General features: G+C 69.7%; 19 protein-coding genes. 11 read left to right on the forward strand and 8 right to left on the reverse strand.

The window, feature by feature from the left end; genetic code table 11:
- Positions 1–110 precede the first annotated feature (110 nt).
- Positions 111–779 carry an enoyl-CoA hydratase-related protein gene (locus tag BQ8420_RS15690; protein ID WP_087099808.1) on the reverse strand — a complete coding sequence of 223 codons (669 nt, stop codon included), beginning with the start codon at positions 777–779 and terminating at the stop codon, positions 111–113.
- A gap of 313 nt (positions 780–1092) precedes the next feature.
- On the opposite strand from BQ8420_RS15690, the gene BQ8420_RS15695 reads away from it, so the two are divergent.
- The gene (locus BQ8420_RS15695; protein WP_235006244.1) at positions 1093–2505 is read left to right on the forward strand and encodes an MFS transporter; all 1413 of its coding nucleotides are present in this window, start codon (positions 1093–1095) and stop codon (positions 2503–2505) included.
- A gap of 49 nt (positions 2506–2554) precedes the next feature.
- Here the strand turns inward: BQ8420_RS15695 and BQ8420_RS15700 are convergent, their stop codons facing one another.
- Complete coding sequence (locus BQ8420_RS15700) at positions 2555–3406, reverse strand: NAD-dependent epimerase/dehydratase family protein (protein ID WP_143847309.1); 852 nt, start codon at positions 3404–3406, stop codon at positions 2555–2557.
- 95 nt (positions 3407–3501) lie between these two features.
- Here BQ8420_RS15700 and BQ8420_RS15705 point away from each other — a divergent pair, with 95 nt between their 5' ends.
- The 5 genes from BQ8420_RS15705 (at position 3502) to BQ8420_RS15720 (ending at position 7965) form a co-directional block, all read left to right on the forward strand.
- Entirely contained in the window at positions 3502–4464 is a 963-nt protein-coding gene (locus tag BQ8420_RS15705) for an AraC family transcriptional regulator (RefSeq protein WP_087099815.1), read from the forward strand.
- Positions 4465–4512: 48 nt separating this feature from the next.
- On the forward strand, positions 4513–5298 hold the full coding sequence (locus BQ8420_RS15710; RefSeq protein WP_087099817.1) for a class I SAM-dependent methyltransferase: 786 nt from the start codon (positions 4513–4515) through the stop codon (positions 5296–5298).
- Positions 5299–5318: 20 nt separating this feature from the next.
- Positions 5319–5471, forward strand: coding sequence for a hypothetical protein (locus BQ8420_RS32320; protein WP_200815953.1), 153 nt, complete (start codon positions 5319–5321; stop codon positions 5469–5471).
- A 114-nt stretch (positions 5472–5585) separates the two neighbouring features.
- A complete protein-coding gene (locus BQ8420_RS15715) occupies positions 5586–6068 on the forward strand; it encodes a DUF1269 domain-containing protein (RefSeq protein WP_087099819.1) in 483 nt (160 codons plus the stop codon).
- A gap of 91 nt (positions 6069–6159) precedes the next feature.
- Positions 6160–7965 carry an alkyl/aryl-sulfatase gene (locus BQ8420_RS15720; protein ID WP_087099821.1) on the forward strand — a complete coding sequence of 602 codons (1806 nt, stop codon included), beginning with the start codon at positions 6160–6162 and terminating at the stop codon, positions 7963–7965.
- Positions 7966–7968: 3 nt separating this feature from the next.
- Here the strand turns inward: BQ8420_RS15720 and BQ8420_RS15725 are convergent, their stop codons facing one another.
- Both BQ8420_RS15725 and BQ8420_RS15730 read right to left on the reverse strand, forming a co-directional pair.
- Positions 7969–8622 carry a TetR/AcrR family transcriptional regulator gene (locus tag BQ8420_RS15725; protein WP_235006246.1) on the reverse strand — a complete coding sequence of 218 codons (654 nt, stop codon included), beginning with the start codon at positions 8620–8622 and terminating at the stop codon, positions 7969–7971.
- A gap of 33 nt (positions 8623–8655) precedes the next feature.
- The gene (locus BQ8420_RS15730; protein ID WP_087099824.1) at positions 8656–9114 is read right to left on the reverse strand and encodes a GNAT family N-acetyltransferase; all 459 of its coding nucleotides are present in this window, start codon (positions 9112–9114) and stop codon (positions 8656–8658) included.
- A gap of 53 nt (positions 9115–9167) precedes the next feature.
- On the opposite strand from BQ8420_RS15730, the gene BQ8420_RS15735 reads away from it, so the two are divergent.
- Positions 9168–9407, forward strand: coding sequence for a helix-turn-helix domain-containing protein (locus tag BQ8420_RS15735; RefSeq protein ID WP_143847312.1), 240 nt, complete (start codon positions 9168–9170; stop codon positions 9405–9407).
- Between the two features lie 64 nt (positions 9408–9471).
- On the opposite strand, the gene BQ8420_RS15740 is transcribed toward BQ8420_RS15735, so the two are convergent.
- Positions 9472–10464: an endonuclease/exonuclease/phosphatase family protein gene (locus BQ8420_RS15740; RefSeq protein WP_235006248.1), complete on the reverse strand. Its 993-nt coding sequence runs from the start codon at positions 10462–10464 to the stop codon at positions 9472–9474.
- A gap of 164 nt (positions 10465–10628) precedes the next feature.
- Here BQ8420_RS15740 and BQ8420_RS15745 point away from each other — a divergent pair, with 164 nt between their 5' ends.
- Positions 10629–11636 (forward strand): NADP-dependent oxidoreductase, encoded by a 1008-nt coding sequence (locus BQ8420_RS15745; RefSeq protein ID WP_087099826.1) that lies wholly within the window; start codon positions 10629–10631, stop codon positions 11634–11636.
- Between the two features lie 423 nt (positions 11637–12059).
- A complete protein-coding gene (locus tag BQ8420_RS15750) occupies positions 12060–12947 on the forward strand; it encodes an alpha/beta fold hydrolase (protein ID WP_087099828.1) in 888 nt (295 codons plus the stop codon).
- A gap of 63 nt (positions 12948–13010) precedes the next feature.
- Here BQ8420_RS15750 and BQ8420_RS15755 read toward each other — a convergent pair whose 3' ends face one another.
- Both BQ8420_RS15755 and BQ8420_RS15760 read right to left on the reverse strand, forming a co-directional pair.
- On the reverse strand, positions 13011–13610 hold the full coding sequence (locus BQ8420_RS15755) for an HAD family phosphatase (RefSeq protein WP_087099830.1): 600 nt from the start codon (positions 13608–13610) through the stop codon (positions 13011–13013).
- Positions 13611–13704: 94 nt separating this feature from the next.
- Positions 13705–14316, reverse strand: a complete 612-nt coding sequence (locus BQ8420_RS15760) for a TetR/AcrR family transcriptional regulator (protein WP_087099832.1) — start codon at positions 14314–14316, stop codon at positions 13705–13707.
- Between the two features lie 93 nt (positions 14317–14409).
- Here BQ8420_RS15760 and BQ8420_RS15765 point away from each other — a divergent pair, with 93 nt between their 5' ends.
- Together BQ8420_RS15765 and BQ8420_RS15770 are read left to right on the forward strand one after the other, a co-directional pair.
- Positions 14410–15618 carry a DUF418 domain-containing protein gene (locus tag BQ8420_RS15765; RefSeq protein ID WP_235006250.1) on the forward strand — a complete coding sequence of 403 codons (1209 nt, stop codon included), beginning with the start codon at positions 14410–14412 and terminating at the stop codon, positions 15616–15618.
- A 37-nt stretch (positions 15619–15655) separates the two neighbouring features.
- On the forward strand, positions 15656–16426 hold the full coding sequence (locus BQ8420_RS15770; protein WP_087099834.1) for a nucleotidyltransferase domain-containing protein: 771 nt from the start codon (positions 15656–15658) through the stop codon (positions 16424–16426).
- A 47-nt stretch (positions 16427–16473) separates the two neighbouring features.
- Here the strand turns inward: BQ8420_RS15770 and BQ8420_RS15775 are convergent, their stop codons facing one another.
- Complete coding sequence (locus BQ8420_RS15775) at positions 16474–17436, reverse strand: GNAT family N-acetyltransferase (protein ID WP_087099836.1); 963 nt, start codon at positions 17434–17436, stop codon at positions 16474–16476.
- Positions 17437–17491: the final 55 nt, after the last annotated feature.

Below are 17491 nucleotides of genomic sequence, written 5' to 3' on the forward strand. Positions count from 1 at the left end.
GGCGCCGCCGTCCATGGAGGGATGAGGGTGGAAAAAGCCCTCCCCGCCGACATCCAGGTCGGCGGAGAGGGCTGGGGGATGGCTCGGGCGTGCCGGCTGGACGACGGCGGTCAGAGGGCCGGCTTCTCCTGGCGCAGCAGCTCCAGCGCGGGCGCGTACATGCGGGCCTTGATGGTGCCCAGGGTGGTGGCGTCCTTGCCGGCCAGGGAACGGGCCAGCTCGATGGCGGCGGGGCGCACCTCTTCCTCGGCCACGGCGCGGTCCACGATGGCGGCCTTGGCGGCGTCCTCGCCGCCGTAGCGACGCGCGGTCACCATGGCCTCGTGCGCGGTCTGCGGGGCCAGGCGGGCCTGGATGAGCGCCGACATCGCCGGGGTGAAGGGGATGTTGATGTCGGCCTCGGGCAGGCACCAGAATCCCCGGTCGGCGCGCATCACGCGCAGGTCGTGGGCCAGGGAGAACATCGCGCCGGCGGCGAAGGTGTGCCCCTGTAGGGCCGCCACGGTGGGCATCGGCAGGGCCAGCAGGCGCCCGAACAGTTGGTGGACACCGGCGACGTACTCGTTGTAGCGGTCGCCGTTGGCCATGAGCCACTCCAGGTCCAGGCCGTTGGAGTAGAACTTGCCGGTGGCGGCGGTGACCAGGGCGCGCGGGCCCTCGGCCTGTTCGGCCTCGTCCAGGGCGGCGTCGACCGAGGCGAGCCAGTCCGGGTGGAAACGGTTCTCCCCGTCACCGATATCGAGAACGAAGACCTCGTCGTGGCGTTCGAGCGTGGGCATGGTGCGCTGCCTTCCTTCATGGGACGGGACGGTCGGTGGCCCAAATGTTACTGGCCGGTAACCACATGGGCCAGCATAGACCAGGAGAAACGACCCCGCGGAAAAACAGGTACCGCCCGTCCGCCGGATTCCCCTATCATCGGCGCCATGTCCAGTGCTTCGTGCGCGGCCGTCTGCGCCGCGGTGACGAGGACGCTCCGCTAGCGGCGGGGCGTTTCTCCACTTCCACACAGAACGTTCCTCCGCTCGGTCGTCGACCCGGAGCGGCGCTTTCGTGCTGCCCGGAACCTCTTTTCGAGCAACGGAGCACTCGGTGTCTTCAAGCATCCTTTCTTTCCGGGGCGAGTCGTCCCCGGTACGCGCGTGGCTGGTGCTGTGCTGCATGGCCATGTTGCAGTTCTTCATCGCGGTCGACGTGACCGTGGTCAACATCGCCCTTCCCTCGATCGGCGCCGACTTCGGCGTCGGCGGCCACGCCCTGACCTGGGTCGTGGTCGGATACACGATCACCGGCGGCGGGCTGCTGATGCTCGGCGGTCGGTTGGGCGACGTGCTCGGCCGGCGCCGGATCCTCGTACTGGGCACGAGCGTCTTCGGCGCCGCGTCCTTGCTGGCCGGACTCGCACCGTCCTTCGCCGTGCTGGTGATCGCGCGACTGTTGCAGGGCGTGGGCGAAGCGCTCGCGCTGCCGGCGGCGATGTCGGTGATCGTGCTCATGTTCCCCGAGGGGCCGCGCAGGTCCCGGGCGCTGAGCGTGTGGGCGGCCGTCGCCAGTTGCGGCCTCGTCCTCGGGTTCGTACTCTCCGGCGTCATCACCGAACTGCTCGGTTGGCGCTGGATCTTCCTGCTGTCCGTTCCGTTCATCCTGATGGTCCTCGTCGCGGCGATCCTGCTCGTACCGAGCGAACGCTCCACCGAGTCGACGCCCTTGGATCTGCCGGGTTCGTTGCTGCTGGTCGCGGCTCCGCTGCTGTTCGTCCTCGGCGTCGTCGAGGCGGGTGAGGCCGACGGCTCGCTGCCGTGGCTGCCACCGGTGGCGCTGGTCGGCGCGGTGGCGGCCGGAGCCCTGTTCATCAGGATCGAGCGCCGGTCACCGAACCCGCTCGTGCCGCTGCGGCTCTTCCGCAACCGACCGCGCATCCTGGCCAACGCCGCCACCGTCCTGTTGAGCGCGGCCCTGTCCACCTCGTTCCTGCTGTTCACCTTCTACCTACAGAACAGGCTGGGAATCGGCCCGTTCCAGACCGGACTGCTGATGCTGCCCTTGGCGGTGGCCCTGATCGTGGTCTCGGTGCTGGTCCCTCGGATCCTCGAACGATGGGGTGCCCGGGCCTGTGTCCTGACCGGCATCGGTTTCACCGTGGCGGCGATGGCGTTCATCGCCCTGACCGCATCCTTCGGGGCGAGTGGACCGGTGATGATCCCGGCCATGGTGCTGATCGCCGCCGGGATGGGATTCGGGATCGTCGGCCTTCAGTACGTCGCGGTGACCGGAGTGACCGAATCCGACGTCGGCATCGCCTCCGGTGTCCAACGCGCCGCCGACCAACTGGGCGGTTCGACCGGAATCACGGTCTACGTCGGCATCGGGTTCGCACCCGCCTTGGGCGGTTTCGACCCGTTCCTGGTCAGTAGCCTCCTGGCCATCGCCGGGCTGGTCGTCGCCGGGCTCGTCGCCTGGCGGATCTCCCTGCCCGCCGAAGCGGCTCGGGAACAGACCGTCTGACCCCGAGGGCTGTGCCCGGACGCGATACCGACCGGGCACAGCCGCTGGGTCACCGACCCCAGGCGTCCGCCTTCGCGGCGTCCGCGACGTACTCCTCGAAGCTGCGCGCCGGGCGCCCGAGGGCGCGCTCCACCCCGTCGGTGGTCGCCGTGTTCCGCCCGTCCAAGACCTCCCCGAACAGCGCGGCCAACCCTTGGGCCACCTCCTCGGGGATCCCCTGGGCGGCGGACGCGGCGACGAACTCCTCGACGCTCACCCGTCGATACTCCACGGGCCGGCCCATCGCCGCACCCAATACCTCGCCCACCTCCGCGAACGTGAGCGCTCGCGGACCGGTCATCTCGTACACTTCCCCGGCGTGCCCGTCCTGGGTGAGCGCCAGGGCGGCGACCTCGGCCACGTCGTCCAGGTCCACGAACGGCTCCGGGACGTCCGCCACCGGCAGGGCCAGCGTCCCCGACAGGACTGCCGGTACGAAGAAGTGCTCGGAGAAGTTCTGCGCGAAGAAGGCGCAGCGCAGCACGGTCAGTCCGGGAAAGACCATCCGGACCTGTTCTTCCGCGCGTTGGGCCTCCGGCTCGCCCCGTCCGGAAAGCAGTGCCATCCGGCGCACGCCGTGTTCGGTGGCGCGCGCGGCGAACGCGGTCACGGTCTCGGCCGCGCCGGGCAGGGCCAGGTCGGGGTGGTAGCAGAGGTAGACGGCGTCCGCCCCCGCCAGGACGGCGTCCCAGGTGTCGGGGGAGTGCCAGTCGAAGGGCGGCGTGCCGCTCTCCGCGTGCCCCGACCGGGAACCGACCCGGTGGTCGACGCCGCGTTCGGTCAGGAGTCGGGTGACGCGGCGACCGGTCATTCCGGTGCCACCGGTGACGAGGACCCGCTGTGCGGTGTTGTTCGTATCCATGTCCTCAGTACATCGGCGAAAGCCTGGACGGAACATGGTTCATCTGCTGGAATCCATAAGAGAACGTCCAGAATCAGCCGGCTCGGGAGGGCTCGATGGATCCCCTGGCGCACCTGTTCGACAGTCCCCGTGCCCGCTCCGCCTTCACCCTGCGCCTGGTCATGGGCCCGCCCTGGTCGATCGACGTCCGCGCGGGCGCCGCCTTGGACCTGATCGTGGTGACCTCGGGGACCCTGTGGCTGGACACCGGTGATGAACGGGTCGAGGCCGCCCCGGGGGACGTGCTCCTGGTCCGGGGTCCCGAGCCGTACGTGGTCTCCGACCGTCCCGAACGGGCCCCGACCATCACCATCGAACCGGGGCAGCGCTGCGTGGCCGACGACGGCACCGAACTCCACCTGAGCCTGTGTCATGGCGTCGGGACCTGGGGAAACGACTCCGACGGCGAACACGGCGCGATCATCGGTTCCTACGAGGACACCGGAGAGGTCGGCCGCCTGGCCTTGGCCGCGCTGCCTCGGCTGGCGGTGCTGCCCGCCGGTTCGGTCGACCCGATGGTCGTCTCCCTCCTCACCAGGGAGATCACCACCGCGCGGGTGGCCCAGAGCGCGCTCAACGATCGCCTCCTCGACTGCCTGCTGGTCATGGCGGTCCGCGCCTGGTTGGAGTCGCACCCGGACACCGCCCCGAACTGGCTCAGCGGTCGACGGGACACGGTCGCCGCCCGGGCCCTGGACCTGCTGCACGAACGCCCCGCCCGCCCGTGGACCCTGGACACCCTGGCCGGGGAGTGCGCTGTCTCCCGCGCCACGCTGGCGGACCGCTTCGCGCGGGCGGTGGGTGACCCGCCCATGTCCTACCTACGGACCTGGCGGCTGTCCCTGGCCTGCGACCTGCTGGTCGCCGAACCCGATCTCGGCCTGGAGGCGCTGGCCGCCCGGGTGGGGTACGGGAGCGGGTTCGCGTTCAGCGCCGCCTTCAAGAAGCACGTCGGTACGAGCCCGTCGGCCTATCGCAGGTCCAAGACCTCCGGCGCCCGGACGGTGGGAGCCCCGTAGGATGTGGCCCCGCCGCGACCCGCACCGCCCCCACCGGAAGGGAACCCGTTGAGCGACCGCACCCAGGCCTTCACCGGACTCACCGAGAACTACCGGGCCCACCGGCCGGACTACCCCTCGGAGACGCTGGACGTCCTGCGGGGCCATGTGTTCGACGGTGTCGCCGAGCCCCGGTTGCTGCTCGACGTCGGTTCCGGCACCGGAATCTCCACCCGCGCCCTGCGCGTGCTCTTCGGCGACGGCCCCAGGGTGGTGGGGGTCGAGCCCGGACGCGACATGCGCGCCACCGCCACGGCCGAAGGCGGCGGGGTCGAATACGTGGACGCCCGTGCCGAGGCGCTCCCCTTCGAGGACGCCTCCACCGCGCTGGTCCTCACCGCCCAGGCCGTCCACTGGTTCGACCGCCCCGCCTTCTTCGCCGAGGCGGTCCGACTCCTGGAACCGGGCGGGACCCTGGCGGTGCTCAGTAACGACCGTGTTCTGGACAGCGCGTTCGCCGACGATCACGAGTCCCTGCTGGAGCGGCACAGCCCCGGATACGACCGCCACTACCGTTCCTACGACCTGGTCGAAGAGTCGTCGGCCGCCGAGGGGCTGACCGGAGCCACCGAACACACCTTCGGCTGGACCCGTGAACTCACCCCCGACGGCTACCTCGGCATGGCCATGTCCTCCAGCAGGATGGCGGCCGCGGCCCGGGAGATCGGAGGGGACCGTCTGCGCACCGAACTGCGCGCCATCGCCGACCACCACTTCCCCGACGGGCGGGTCCTCATCCCCTACACCACCAGGTTGGTCCTGGCCCGCCGCGTCCGAGCCCACCGGGCCGGGTAGGTGCGGGGAAGGGAGGAAACGTGGAACTCGGGACACTGGGCTACCTGCTCGTCGCCGCCGCCATCCTGACCTGGGGATACGTCCTCTACCGTCTGGTTCGCCGCCAGGTGCGCCGGGAGAACGATCCCGACGATCCCGGTTTCGGCCCCGGTGGCCCTCTGCGCGATCTCTGAGGTTTTGCGTGAAAAGTCCCCCTCGCTGACGTTGACCAAAGACGCCTTGGGAAAGGCTCCGGGCCAAGGCCCGGCACCTCGGGCCGGGAACCGACGACGAGGGAACACACACCCATGGCGCAGCTGATCGTACTGGGGGTGGCCGACCGCGACACCGCGGAGAAGGCACTCGACATCGCCTCCGACCTGGTAAAACAGGAACTCCTCCGCCTGGAGGACGCGGCCTACGCCTACAAGGACGACAAGGGGCGCCCCCGCATCCACCAGACCGTCGACCTGACCGGGTACGGCGCGGCCGGCGGCGCCCTGTGGGGCACCCTCATCGGCATGCTCTTCCTCAACCCGCTCCTGGGCCTGGCCGTGGGCGCCGGCACGGGCGCGATCGCGGGCCGGCTCAGCGATGTGGGCATCGACGACGACGTGATCAAGCAGATCGGCTCCGAACTCCAACAGGACCGCGCCGCGGTGTTCCTGCTCGCCGACGACGCCACCATCGACCGGGTCGTCGACGCGTTCAAGCCGCTGCGCCCCACCGTCATCCAGACCAACCTGTCCAAGGACAACGAACGGGAACTCGTCGAGGCGCTCCGCTCCTGACGGTCCCGGGTCCCGAGGGCCCCGAGAGCCCTCCCACGCCGCCGACGCGGGCCGCCCGCGCCGGCGGCCGTCGGTAGACGAGGAGACAGTGATGACCGGGAACGGACACGAGGGCGAGGCGATCGAAGATGACTTCGCCGACGCCGACCGTGGACTCATCGCCAGACTGGAACCGGGACAGATCAGGAACGAGCAGGGGCGGGTGGTGTGGGACATCGACGCCTACGCCTTCCTCGACCAGGACTGCCCCGACACCGCCCACCCCGGCCTGTGGCGCCAGTCCCGCCTGTGCGCCAAACAGGGGTTGTACGAGGTCACCGAAGGGATCTACCAGGTTCGAGGCCTGGACCTGTCCAACATGACACTGGTGGAGGGGGACCAAGGCGTCCTGGTCATCGACCCCCTGATCTCCGCCGAGACGGCCAGGGCCGCACTGGAGCTGTACCGTTCCGAACGCGGAGACCGGCCGGTCAGCGGTGTCCTCTACTCCCACTCCCACGTCGACCACTTCGGCGGGGTCGGCGGTGTGACCGACGGCAACGTGCCCATCCTCGCCCCGAAGGGGTTCCTGGAGAACGCCGCCTCGGAGAACGTCTACACCGGCCCCGCGATGGCCCGCCGAGGGTTGTTCCACACCGGGGCCTACCTGACGCCCGGCCCCCGGGGGCAGATCGGGGTGGGGCTGGGACAGGCGAGCTCCACCGGCACCATCACCCTCATCGCGCCCAACCGGAACATCACCCGCACCGGGCAGGAGGAGGTCGTCGACGGGGTGCGCATCGTCTTCCAGATGACCCCCGGAACCGAAGCGCCCGCGGAGATGAACTTCTACTTCCCCGAACACCGGGCGCTGTGTATGGCGGAGAACGCCACCCACAACCTGCACAACCTCATCACCCTGCGCGGGGCTCCGGTCCGGGACGCGCGTGCCTGGGCGCGGTACCTGGACGAGGCCGTGGATCTGTTCGCGCACGAGTCCGACGTCCTGTTCGCCTCCCACCACTGGCCCACCTGGGACACCGATCGGATCATCACCTTCCTGTGCGAACAACGCGACCTCTACGCCTACCTGCACGACCAGACGATCCGGATGATGAATCTGGGGCTGGTGGGCTCGGAGATCGCCGAGCGGATCCAGATGCCACCCGCACTGGAGCGGGCCTGGCACACCCGTGGCTACTACGGGTCGGTGAGCCACAACGTCAAGGCGATCTACCAGCGGTACATGGGCTGGTTCGACGGCAACCCCGGGCACCTGTGGGAACACCCCCCGGAGGAGGCCGCCCGGCGGTACGTGGAATGTATGGGCGGCATCGACGAGGTGGTCCGCAAGGCCGACGCGTACCGGGCGGACGGCGACCTCAGGTTCGCCGCCACCCTGCTCGACCACGCGGTGTTCGCCGACCCCGAGCACGACAGGGCACGCACCGCCCTGGCCGAGGTCTACGAAGGACTGGGGTTCGGTTCGGAGAGCGGCACCTGGCGCAACTTCTATCTCCAGGGCGCGGCCGAACTGCGCCGCGGCAAGCCGGAGACGGCCATGGAGACGAGCACGGGGGTGTCCTCGGCGCTGTCGGTGGAGCAGCTCTTCACCTCCTTGGGGATCCGGGTCGACGGCCCCAAGGCGTGGGAGGAGCACTTCGTCATCGACTGGGTGTTCACCGACCTGGACACCACCCACCGGACCACTCTCTCCAACGGGGCGTTCACCATCAGGGAGAAGCCGCGTTGGGGAGAGCCGGACCTGACCGTCACCCTGAACAAGTTCCGGCTGCTGCGCTTGCTTGCGGGCAAGGGCGTGGAGGGCATGGAGTTCGCGGGCGACGAGACGCTGGTGGACAGGTTGATGGGTCTACTGGAACGACCCGACCCGCTCTTCGCCATCGTCACGCCCTGAAGCTCACGCCGTGGAGTTCGTGGCCTGGGCGGCGATGCCGTCCAGGATCATCTCCAACCCGGGGAGGACCCACTGTTCGTCGGAGATCTCGGCGTCGTCGGGGGAGGACCCCACCAGCGCGGCGACCCTCGGGTAGGCGGAGAGGTCGTCGCCGCCGAGCCGCCGACGCCACGCCTCCCCGGGATCGTCGGCTTCCGACCCGCCCAGCGCGATTCGGGCGCTGCCCTGGAGGTAGTGGGTGAGGGCCATGACCGCACGCCCGCCCTGGCGCGGGGTGAGTCCCAGCGGAGCGAGTGCGTCCAGGGCCCATTCCATGGCGGCCAGCATGTGCGGGCCCGCGGGCGGCGCCAAGGTCGCGGTGGCGGTGAGCAGCCACGGGTGCGCGGTGTACATCCGCCAGTCGTGCAGGGCGAGTAGACGCATCCGCTCGCGCCAGTCCAGGCCGTCGGCGCCGGGGTAGGAGTAGCGGGCGTGGAGGGTGTCGAGCATCTCCCGGAGCAGTTCCTCCTTGTCGAAGACGTGCCGGTACAGCGACATGGTGCCCGACCCGAGCCGCCCTGCGACTCGGCGCATGGACACCGCGTCCAGCCCCTCAGCGTCGGCGATCCCGATCGCGGCCTCGACGATGCGTTCCCTGCTCAGCGCCTTTCCGGCCACACCCACCCCCCCGGTCGATCTCGTGCGGTCATGCTAGCCCTCGCCGGCGAGCGGCTTCTTGAAGCCGACGTGGGAGGCCTCGTATCCCAGACGTTCGTAGAAACGGCGGGCGTCCTCGCGGGTGGCGTCGGAGGTCAGTTGGAGCAGGACGCAGCCGCGCTCCCTCGCCTCGCGTTCGGCCCACTCCAGTAGCTCGGTGCCCAGGCCACCTCCGCGCTCGTCGGCGTGCACCCGCACACTCTCCACCTGGGCGCGGGTGGCCGCCGTCCGGGACAGCCCCGGCAGAGTGGTCAGCTGGAGGGTGCCCACCACCCGCCCGTCCCGGCGGGCCACCGCCAGGTACTGGTGGGGGTCGGCGTCGATGACCGCGAAGGCCTTCAGATACGGGGTGAGGTCGTCGGGCGTCTCCCGGACGGAGCCGAGGGGATCGTCGGCGAGCATGGCGACGATCGCCGGGATGTCCTCGGCACGTGCGCGTTCGATGGTCGGCATGGGCCCCAAGGTACGCGGTGACACTCCCGGCCGGTGTCAATTACTGTTGACCCATGGAGAGCACCGAACGACTGGAAGAGATCGCCGGATCCATCCGAGGTGGGAACACCCTGGAGGCGCTGGAGTCGCTCGTGGAGTTGCGCTCGGAGTCCGAACGCGTCGAGGCCGTCCTGGTGCGCCGCGCTCGCAACCAGGGGCTCACCTGGGCCCGGATCGCCGAGGCGCTCGGGGTGTCCAAACAGGCCATCCACAAGAAGTACGGCGGGCGAGGCCTGCTGGGATCTCGGAAGTAGCCCGAACGGACCAGCGGGTACCGGTCAGGGGTTCGGTCGACTCGCTCATGGGACGACGCTACCCTCAGGCGCCGTCGCCCGGCAGGGTCAACCCGGTGACCAGGGCGCGGTGATCACTGCCCGGAACGTCCATGATCTCCAGGTCGTCCACCGACACCCGATCGTCCACCAGGACGTGGTCGATGGTCGCCTTCGGCAGCGTCCCGCCCACCGGCCAGGTTCCGGTGAACCCCATCCCGAGCCGGTCGGCGGCGTCGGCGTATCCCCGATCCAGGAGGCCGCGCATCTCCGCGTGGTCGAGGGTGGCGTTGAAGTCGCCGGACAGGATCCGGACGGTGTCGTCGGAGGCCGGGGGGAGGGCCCGGAGCCCGTCCCGCCAGAGCGTCATCGTGTCGGACCCCTGTGGCGGCATGGGGTGGACCGACACCACCTCCAACGGACGGGAGGTCTCGGGAACCTCCAGGGCGGCGTGCGGCATGCCCAGAGACCCGAGGTCCTGCCCGGGCTCGCCCAGGTCGGTGAGCGGATACACCGAGTGCACGCTGCCGCCGCCCGCGCCGGGAGCGGAGCGGTCCACCGTATGCGGCAGCAGGTCACCCAGTCCGGCCTCGTTCAGCCCCGCGCTCAGTTCGGGGGTGGCCTCCTGGAGGGTGAGCAGTTCGACCTCGTGTTCGCGCACCAGGTCGACGATGTGCTCCGGAGATACCTCGCCGAAGTACACGTTCAGGGTGAGCAGTCGCAGCGTGGGGCCCTCCGGAGTCATCACGCCGTCCTCGAAGGCACGCGGCAGCACGGCCGTGGCCAGCAGGACCCCGGCGATCAGGACGGCCGCCGCCGACCACCACCGACGCAACAGCAGCGCGGCCACCAGGGCGACCGGGGACGCCGACAACACCAGTGGCGCGTAGGCGAGCAACGGCACCAACGGGAAGCCGCGCTCCAGCCCCAAGGCCCTGGTCAGGGCGTACATGACGAACCCAGCCGCGACCAGAGCGACCAGGACGGTCACCCACGTTCGACGGCCGGGGGCGACCGGACTGCTTTGCGACTGTTCCACGTCACGTTCCTCAGCTCATGGGGGCACCGACACGGGATGGGACGCGTTCCGCGCCGACCACGTTCGCACCACCTAGGGTCTGAGAGAACAGCCCTGTCCTCTTCACGTTCCACGTCGCGTGCCCGAGTCGCGCGACACCACCACCTCGCAGCAAGGGGAGAAACATGCCCGTCTCCAAGGAAGTCCATCTCGTCGCCCGGCCCGTGGGCGAGCCGAAGCCGGAGGACTTCGCCGTCGTCGAGACCACCGTCGACGCGCCCGGCCCCGGTCAGATCCAGGTCCGCAACGACTGGATCTCGGTCGACCCCTACATGCGGGGTCGCATGAACGACGTCAAGTCCTACGTCCCGCCGTTCCGGCTCGGCGAGGTCATGGAAGGCGGCGCGGTCGGCACCGTCGTGGCCTCCGAGAACGCCGACGTGCCCGTCGGCGCGAGCGTCCTGCACTTCCAGGGCTGGCGCCAGTACGCGCTCATGGACGGCGCTCGCGCCAAGGTGGTCGACACCGAGGCCGCGCCCGCCCAGGCCTACCTGAGCGCGCTCGGCATGGTCGGTCTCACCGCCTACGCGGGTCTGACCGCCATCGCCGAACTCAAGGAGGGCGACGTCGTGTTCGTCTCCGGTGCGGCGGGCGCGGTCGGCAGCCTCGCCGGGCAGATCGCCAAGCAACTGGGCGCGGCCAAGGTCATCGGCTCCGCCGGCGGCCCCGAGAAGAAGCGTCGTCTGCTGGAGGAGTTCGGCTTCGACGCCGCCATCGACTACCGCGAGGGCGATCTGGAAGGGCAGCTCGCCGAGGCCGCCCCGGAGGGCATCGACGTCTACTTCGACAACGTCGGCGGCGACCACCTGCGCGCCGCCATCCAGGGGATGCGCGTCCACGGCCGCGCCGCCCTCTGCGGGGCCATCTCCAGCTACAACGCCTCCGAACCGGTCCCGGGCCCCGACAACCTCGGCCTGCTCGTCGGAAAGCGCGTCAAGCTCCAGGGCTTCCTCGTCGGTGACCACGGTGACCTGGCCCCCGAGTACTACGAGCGCGCCGCCCAGTGGCTCGCGGAGGGGAAGCTGCACAGCAAGGTGACGGTGGTCGAGGGGATCGACAACGCGGTCGACGCCTTCCTCGGCATGATGCGCGGCGCCAACACCGGCAAGATGCTGGTGCGTCTGCCGGCCTGACCTCGCTTCCCGAACGAGAGCCACCGGCCCGCCCGGGCATGGGCCGGTGGCTCTCGAACGGCGGCTCGCGTGTGTGCGAAGTCACCGTGGTCACCGCTGTCGATCCGTCGTTCATCCGATGATCGGGAAAGCCCGTCATGCTGCGAATTCCGGTGCGGGTCGGTCCGGACCGAAAGTAAACGTCCAGGGGGCTTCATGACCGTTTCCGGTCGGGACCATCGACCCCCGTACCAGGGCGAACACGCCCACCAGTGGACACTTCGGCGAGGGTAGGTACCTGTTCGACGCGGCTGCCGGGCGACACCTTTTCGGGGGTACCGCTCCTGAAGTGGCAAGGGGTCCGACAGAGGCGTACAGTCCTTTCTTGGTGCGCCGGGAAGTCAGGACGGCGAACACCTCAGCTCTCTACGCGAAACCAGATCCATGACCGTCGTCCCCCTTCGCGCCGCGCGTGTCTACCGCTCCGAGAACGCCGAGCGGTCCGTGCACGCCTGGTGCCACAAGGCCCTGAGCCAGTGGCCCGAACTCGGACCCCTTCCACCTGTGGAGACCCGCCTGGGTCCCACACAGGCCTTCCGTGGTCTGGGTGGAGCCGGAACCCCGGTTCTGGTCCTGTCGGGCATCAACTTCAACGCCGCCACCACGGTTCCCGCCGCCCGCAGGCTCGCCGCGGACCGGCCGGTGCTGTTGGTCGACCCTCCGGGGCAACCGGGCCTGAGCTGTAACAGGCGCAACGCCGGTTCCCGGATGGAGGCCTACGGTGAGTGGCTCAACGAGCTCCTGCCGCAGATCACCGACCGTCCGGTCGTGCTCCTGGGACACTCCCGGGGCGCCGCGATCGCGCTGTCCTCGACCCCGAACCCACTGGTCGCCGGACTGATGCTGCTCAACCCCGCCGGGTTGACCGCCGCCGGGGTCAGCTCGGAGTCGATGCGCGCCACCCTGCCGTGGATGCTCAATCCCAACGAGCAGACCAGCACCCGACTGATCGAGTTCCTCAGAGGACCGTCCAAGGACACCGGCTGTGAGGAACACCGTTCCGAGGCGGAGTGGCTGACGCTGGTGTCCCGCCACTGCCGCACCAACTCCATGCCGACGCCCCTGTACGGGGAGTCCTTCAGGTCCTGGGCCGGAACCCCGGTCACCGTGGCCACCGGGTCGCATGACCCGTTCTTCTCACCCGCACGGCTGCACGGACCGGCCCGCCGTTTCCTCCACACCCAGGTGCGCACCATCGAGGGCGCCGGCCACCTGTCCCTCTACGAGCAGCCAGAGAAGGTCGCCGAACTGCTCCGTGAGTTCGACGCCTGAAACCGACCGCCGACCCGCGCGTCCGGCCACCACCGGACGCGCCGGGATCGCCGCCGTGAGGGCTCAGCCCCGTGACAACTCCAGTCGTAGGTCCGACACGGTCGTGAACCGGTGCCCTCGCAGTCCCAGGTCACGCGCGGCCGTCACGTTGGTGGCGTTGTCGTCCACGAACAGGACCCCCTCAGCGGGGGCCCCGAGTCGTTCCAAGCACCATTCGAAGGCCGCGGCCTCGGGCTTGGCGTGGCCGATCCGGCAGGACAGCCCGAGCACCGGGAACAGGTCGAGCACGTGCGGGAACCGCTCCTCGAACCGTTCGGCGAGGTCCACGGGGATGTTCGACAGCAAGCCGACGGACCTGCCCGCCGCGACCAGACCCTGCACCACGTCGACGGTCTCCTCGTTGATCCGCGACCAGCTGTCCAGGTCCAGGGCGATCAGCCGCTCCACCTGTTCGGGGGTGAAGGGTGTGCCCAGGCGCTCACCGACCGCCTTCCAGTACGCGGGGCCGTCGAGGTCGCCCCGGTCGTAGGGTTGGCGCCGCGACCAGTAGGCCTCCCAGAACGGGTCGTGGTCGTGGCCGGAGAATTCCACCATCTGCTCGCGGACCTTCACCGACTGGTCCATGGCGACCACACCGAACATGTCGAACAGCACGGCGTTCACGGGCTTCCCCCCCCCCAGGATTCGAGATCGAGTACAAAGGATCTCCCTACCCGCGCCTCACCCCGCCAACCCGGGGTGAGGTTTCTTCGTGTGGTCAGGGTCGTACTCCCAGGACGGGCAGCAGGACCTCGTCGACGATCCGTTCCTCGTAGCCCTTCGGTGGGAGCTCACCGGGGTGGTCCACGGCGTACTTCAACATCAGGGACTCGCCGATGTCGGCGGTGAGGTCGTTGACCTTGGCCGGGTCGATGTGCCCGAGTGCGGCGTAGTGCTCCATCACGCGCCAGGTGAAGCGTTCGCCCTGAGGGTCGTACACCTCCGTCCACATCCGCCGGTGGAGTTCGGGACGCACCATGGCCTCGGAGTTCACCGCCAGCATCGCGGGTCCCAGGATCCGGTCGCCCATGAGCTCGCGCATGAGTCCGATCGCCGCGACCAGGTCTCCTCGTAGGTCGACGGCGCCGGCCGTGGGGTTCTCACGCGGGTAGCGCTCCCGGAGGGCCTCGATGAGTATGTCCTCCGGCGAGGTCCAGCGCCGGTAGAGCGAGGTCTTGGCGGTCTCCGCGCGACGGGCGATCCCCTCCATGGTGAGGCCGGGCAGACCGGTCTCGGCGACTTCGAGGAGTACGGCCTGGTGGATGGCGTCGAGGAGTTCCCGCCCGCGCCGGCGCGTGGTCTTGGCGGCCGGCCGCTTGTGGTCATTCATGTACGTCCGTTCATAAGAAACGCTCGCGTATCGTATGATCGTATTAGATACGTCATCGTAGCCTAGTGAGGCGCCGAGGAACGGAGTCCACCCATGAACGGCACGCCACCATCACCTGGGGCGACGGGTACCCCACCGGCCCGACGCTCCCTCGCTCCCGACCTCGCCCGCGGCTTCATGCTGCTGGTCATCGCCACCGTGCACGCCCACATGTTCCGCCAGATCGCCGGCACGGGCGAGGGCCTCGGCCAGGTGGGAACCCTGGACACCACGGTCACCGCGTTCATGACCCTGTTCGCCGAGTCTCGCGGCTACCCGATGTTCGCCGCTCTGTTCGGCTACGGGCTCGCGCAGATCTACCTGCGCCGCACCGCCGAGGGCCGCCCTTGGCCGTGGGTGCGCTCCCTCGTGCGCCGACGTGGCCGCTGGATGATCGTCATCGGCTTCCTGCACACCCTGCTCCTCTTCTACGGGGACATCATCGCGGTCTACGGGCTCATCGCCCTCCTGCTGGCGGGGGTGCTGCACCGTACCGACCGGCGCCTGCTCGCCACCGGCCTGGCCTGGGCGTCCGTGGGCGTGCTGGTGTACGCGACGTTCGAGGCCGGTCTCTCGTCCACTGACGCCCAACAGCAGGCCATGGAGGTCACCCCGCTGACGGACCTGGTCATGCGGCTCGCCATCTGGCCGGTGATGACCGTGCTCATGCTCGGAATCTCGGTCCTGCCCTTCACCGTCGGGGTCTGGGCGGCACGCCGCCGACTCATGGAGGAACCCGAACGACACCTGCGGTTCCTGCGCCGGGTCGCCCTGGTGGGCATCGTCGCCGCCGTGGTCGGCGCCCTCCCGCAGATGTTCGTCATGGTGCAGTTCTGGCAGCCCGGGCCGCTCCTGTCGATCGCCGCCAAGTGGCTGCACGTGGTGTCCGGGTACGCGGGCGGGTTCGGGTACGCCGCGCTCATCGCGCTGGTCGCCGTCGCACTCGGGGACCGTCGAGGCCCCATCGTCCGTGCGCTCGCCGCCACCGGGCAGCGTTCCATGACCTGTTACCTGCTGCAGTCCGTGGCCTGGGTCGCGCTGCTCATGCCGTACACGATGAACCTCGGTGCGGGGTTGAACGACGCTCAGGCGGTGCTGTTCGGTGCGGCGGTCTGGGCGGTCACCGTGGTAATCGCCGCCGTCATGGACCGGTTCGGGGTGCGAGGTCCCGCGGAGACCTTCCTGCGCCGGATGACCTACGGGCCCGGCGGGAAGGCCGCGCCGATCCCCTCCGAGGGTAGGGATCCGGTGCCACGGGGCTGAACCGGAGTCGCCCCGGGGCGAGGGCCATCATGGGGGCATGACCTTCTCCGACGCCGACGAACGTTTCCTGGCCACCACCACCGACCGCCTCGCCACCCTCCCCGGGGTCGAGGCGGTCGCGCTGGGCGGTTCCCGAGCCGAAGGCACCCACCGCCCCGACAGCGACTGGGACCTGGCCGTCTACTACCGGGGGCGGGACGGGCGCTTCGATCCGTCTCATCTGCGTGAACTCGGTTGGGAGGGTGAGGTCTCGGAGATCGGTGGGTGGAGCGAGGGCGTGTTCAACGGCGGGGCGTGGCTACGTGTTGAGGGCCGCGCGGTCGACGTCCACTACCGAGACCTTGACGTGGTCGAACACGAACTCGCCGAGGCCGAACGGGGCCGCTTCCGGATCGAGCCCCTCATGTTCCATCTGGTCGGCATCCCCACCTACCTGGTGGTCGCCGAACTCGCGTTGGGCAGGACCCTGACGGGGGAGCTGCCCCGCCCCGGGTATCCGGAGGAACTGCGGCGCTGCGCACCGCCGCTGTGGCGCGGGTTCGCCTCGGCCACCCTGTCCTGCGCAGAGCACAACCACGCGCCCCATGGCAGAGTCGCTCAGTGCGCGGGGTTGGTGGCGCAGGCGGCGTCCCAGGCCGCGCACGCTGTTCTGGCCGGTCGCGGAGAGTGGGTCACCAACGACAAGGCCCTGTTGTCCCGCGCGGGCCTGGAGGAGGTGGACCTGGTGGTCGCCGGTATGACCGCAGATCCTCAGGACCTGGTCGCCGGTGTCGCCGAGGTCGGCCGCATCCTGTCCATGACCCGCTGAGGCCGGAGCCCGGGTGGGCCGTCCGTGGACGGCCCACCCACATGTCGTCAGGCGGGGGAGTGCTCGTTCCACACCATGGTGATCATCCCGCTGATGGTGTCGTAACCGGCACGTTGGAAGGCACGGGCCATCGGCTCGTTGCCCAGGTCCGTCGCGGCCCGGATGTGTTCCACGCCCGCCTCCCGCAGCACACGACCACCCTCGGCGAGAAGGTCGTCGATGTATCCGTTGCCACGGTGCTCGGGAAGCACGGCGATGTAGGCGATGATCGGGTGATAGGCGTTGCGGGCCGGGATGACGAACCCGATCGGCTCGCCGTCGGGCAGCGTCGCGATCCGCCACCACGAACGCGGCGTGGTGTAGGCGGCGAACTCGTCGGCGAAGTTGGCCTCGGCGACCTCGCGTGCGGACTTCTCCCGCAGGTCGGCCTGGTCGTGGCAGTCCAGGGTGCCGTCCAGGGCCCGGACCATGAGGTCGAGGATCTCCGTGGTGTCCGCGATCTCGCGGAACCGGAGCCGGTCGTCGACCTTCGGTTCACGGGAGCCGTCGCGCCACTCGAAGCGCAGCCGCTCGGTGAGCAGTCGGCCCCCAGTCTTCTCCAGCGCGGCCATCAGGTCCTCGACCATGGACCGCTGTTCGGGTTGCTCGCGCCAGTCGGCGGCGAGGAAACGCAGGTACTCGGGCCACGCCGCGTCCTCGCCGAGGACGGTGGCGGCCGCGGTGCGCACCAGGTGCTCGGCCACGGCGACCCGATCGACGTCGGGAGCGTCCACGACATCGAACACGTCCAGCAGGAGGGGGTGGTCGTCCTGGTCACGACACCACCAGGACAGACGGCCAATGAGACGGTCGCCGTGCGTGGCCACCCACATCCACTGCGGGCGGCGACGGCCCTGGGCCATGTCCACCGGGAACTCGTCGTTGAGGGCGTACGGGAACCGGTTGAAGAGATCGAGCTCTTCGGGACCGGTGATGGTGCGGATGTTCAGTTCGTTCGGAAGAACGGTCAAGGCTTCACCTTCGTGTGGTGCGCCCGCCGTTACCCGGGTCAGTGTCGGAAGCCGA

It is taken from the genome of Nocardiopsis sp. JB363 (genome assembly GCF_900143625.1).
Classification (GTDB): domain Bacteria; phylum Actinomycetota; class Actinomycetes; order Streptosporangiales; family Streptosporangiaceae; genus Nocardiopsis.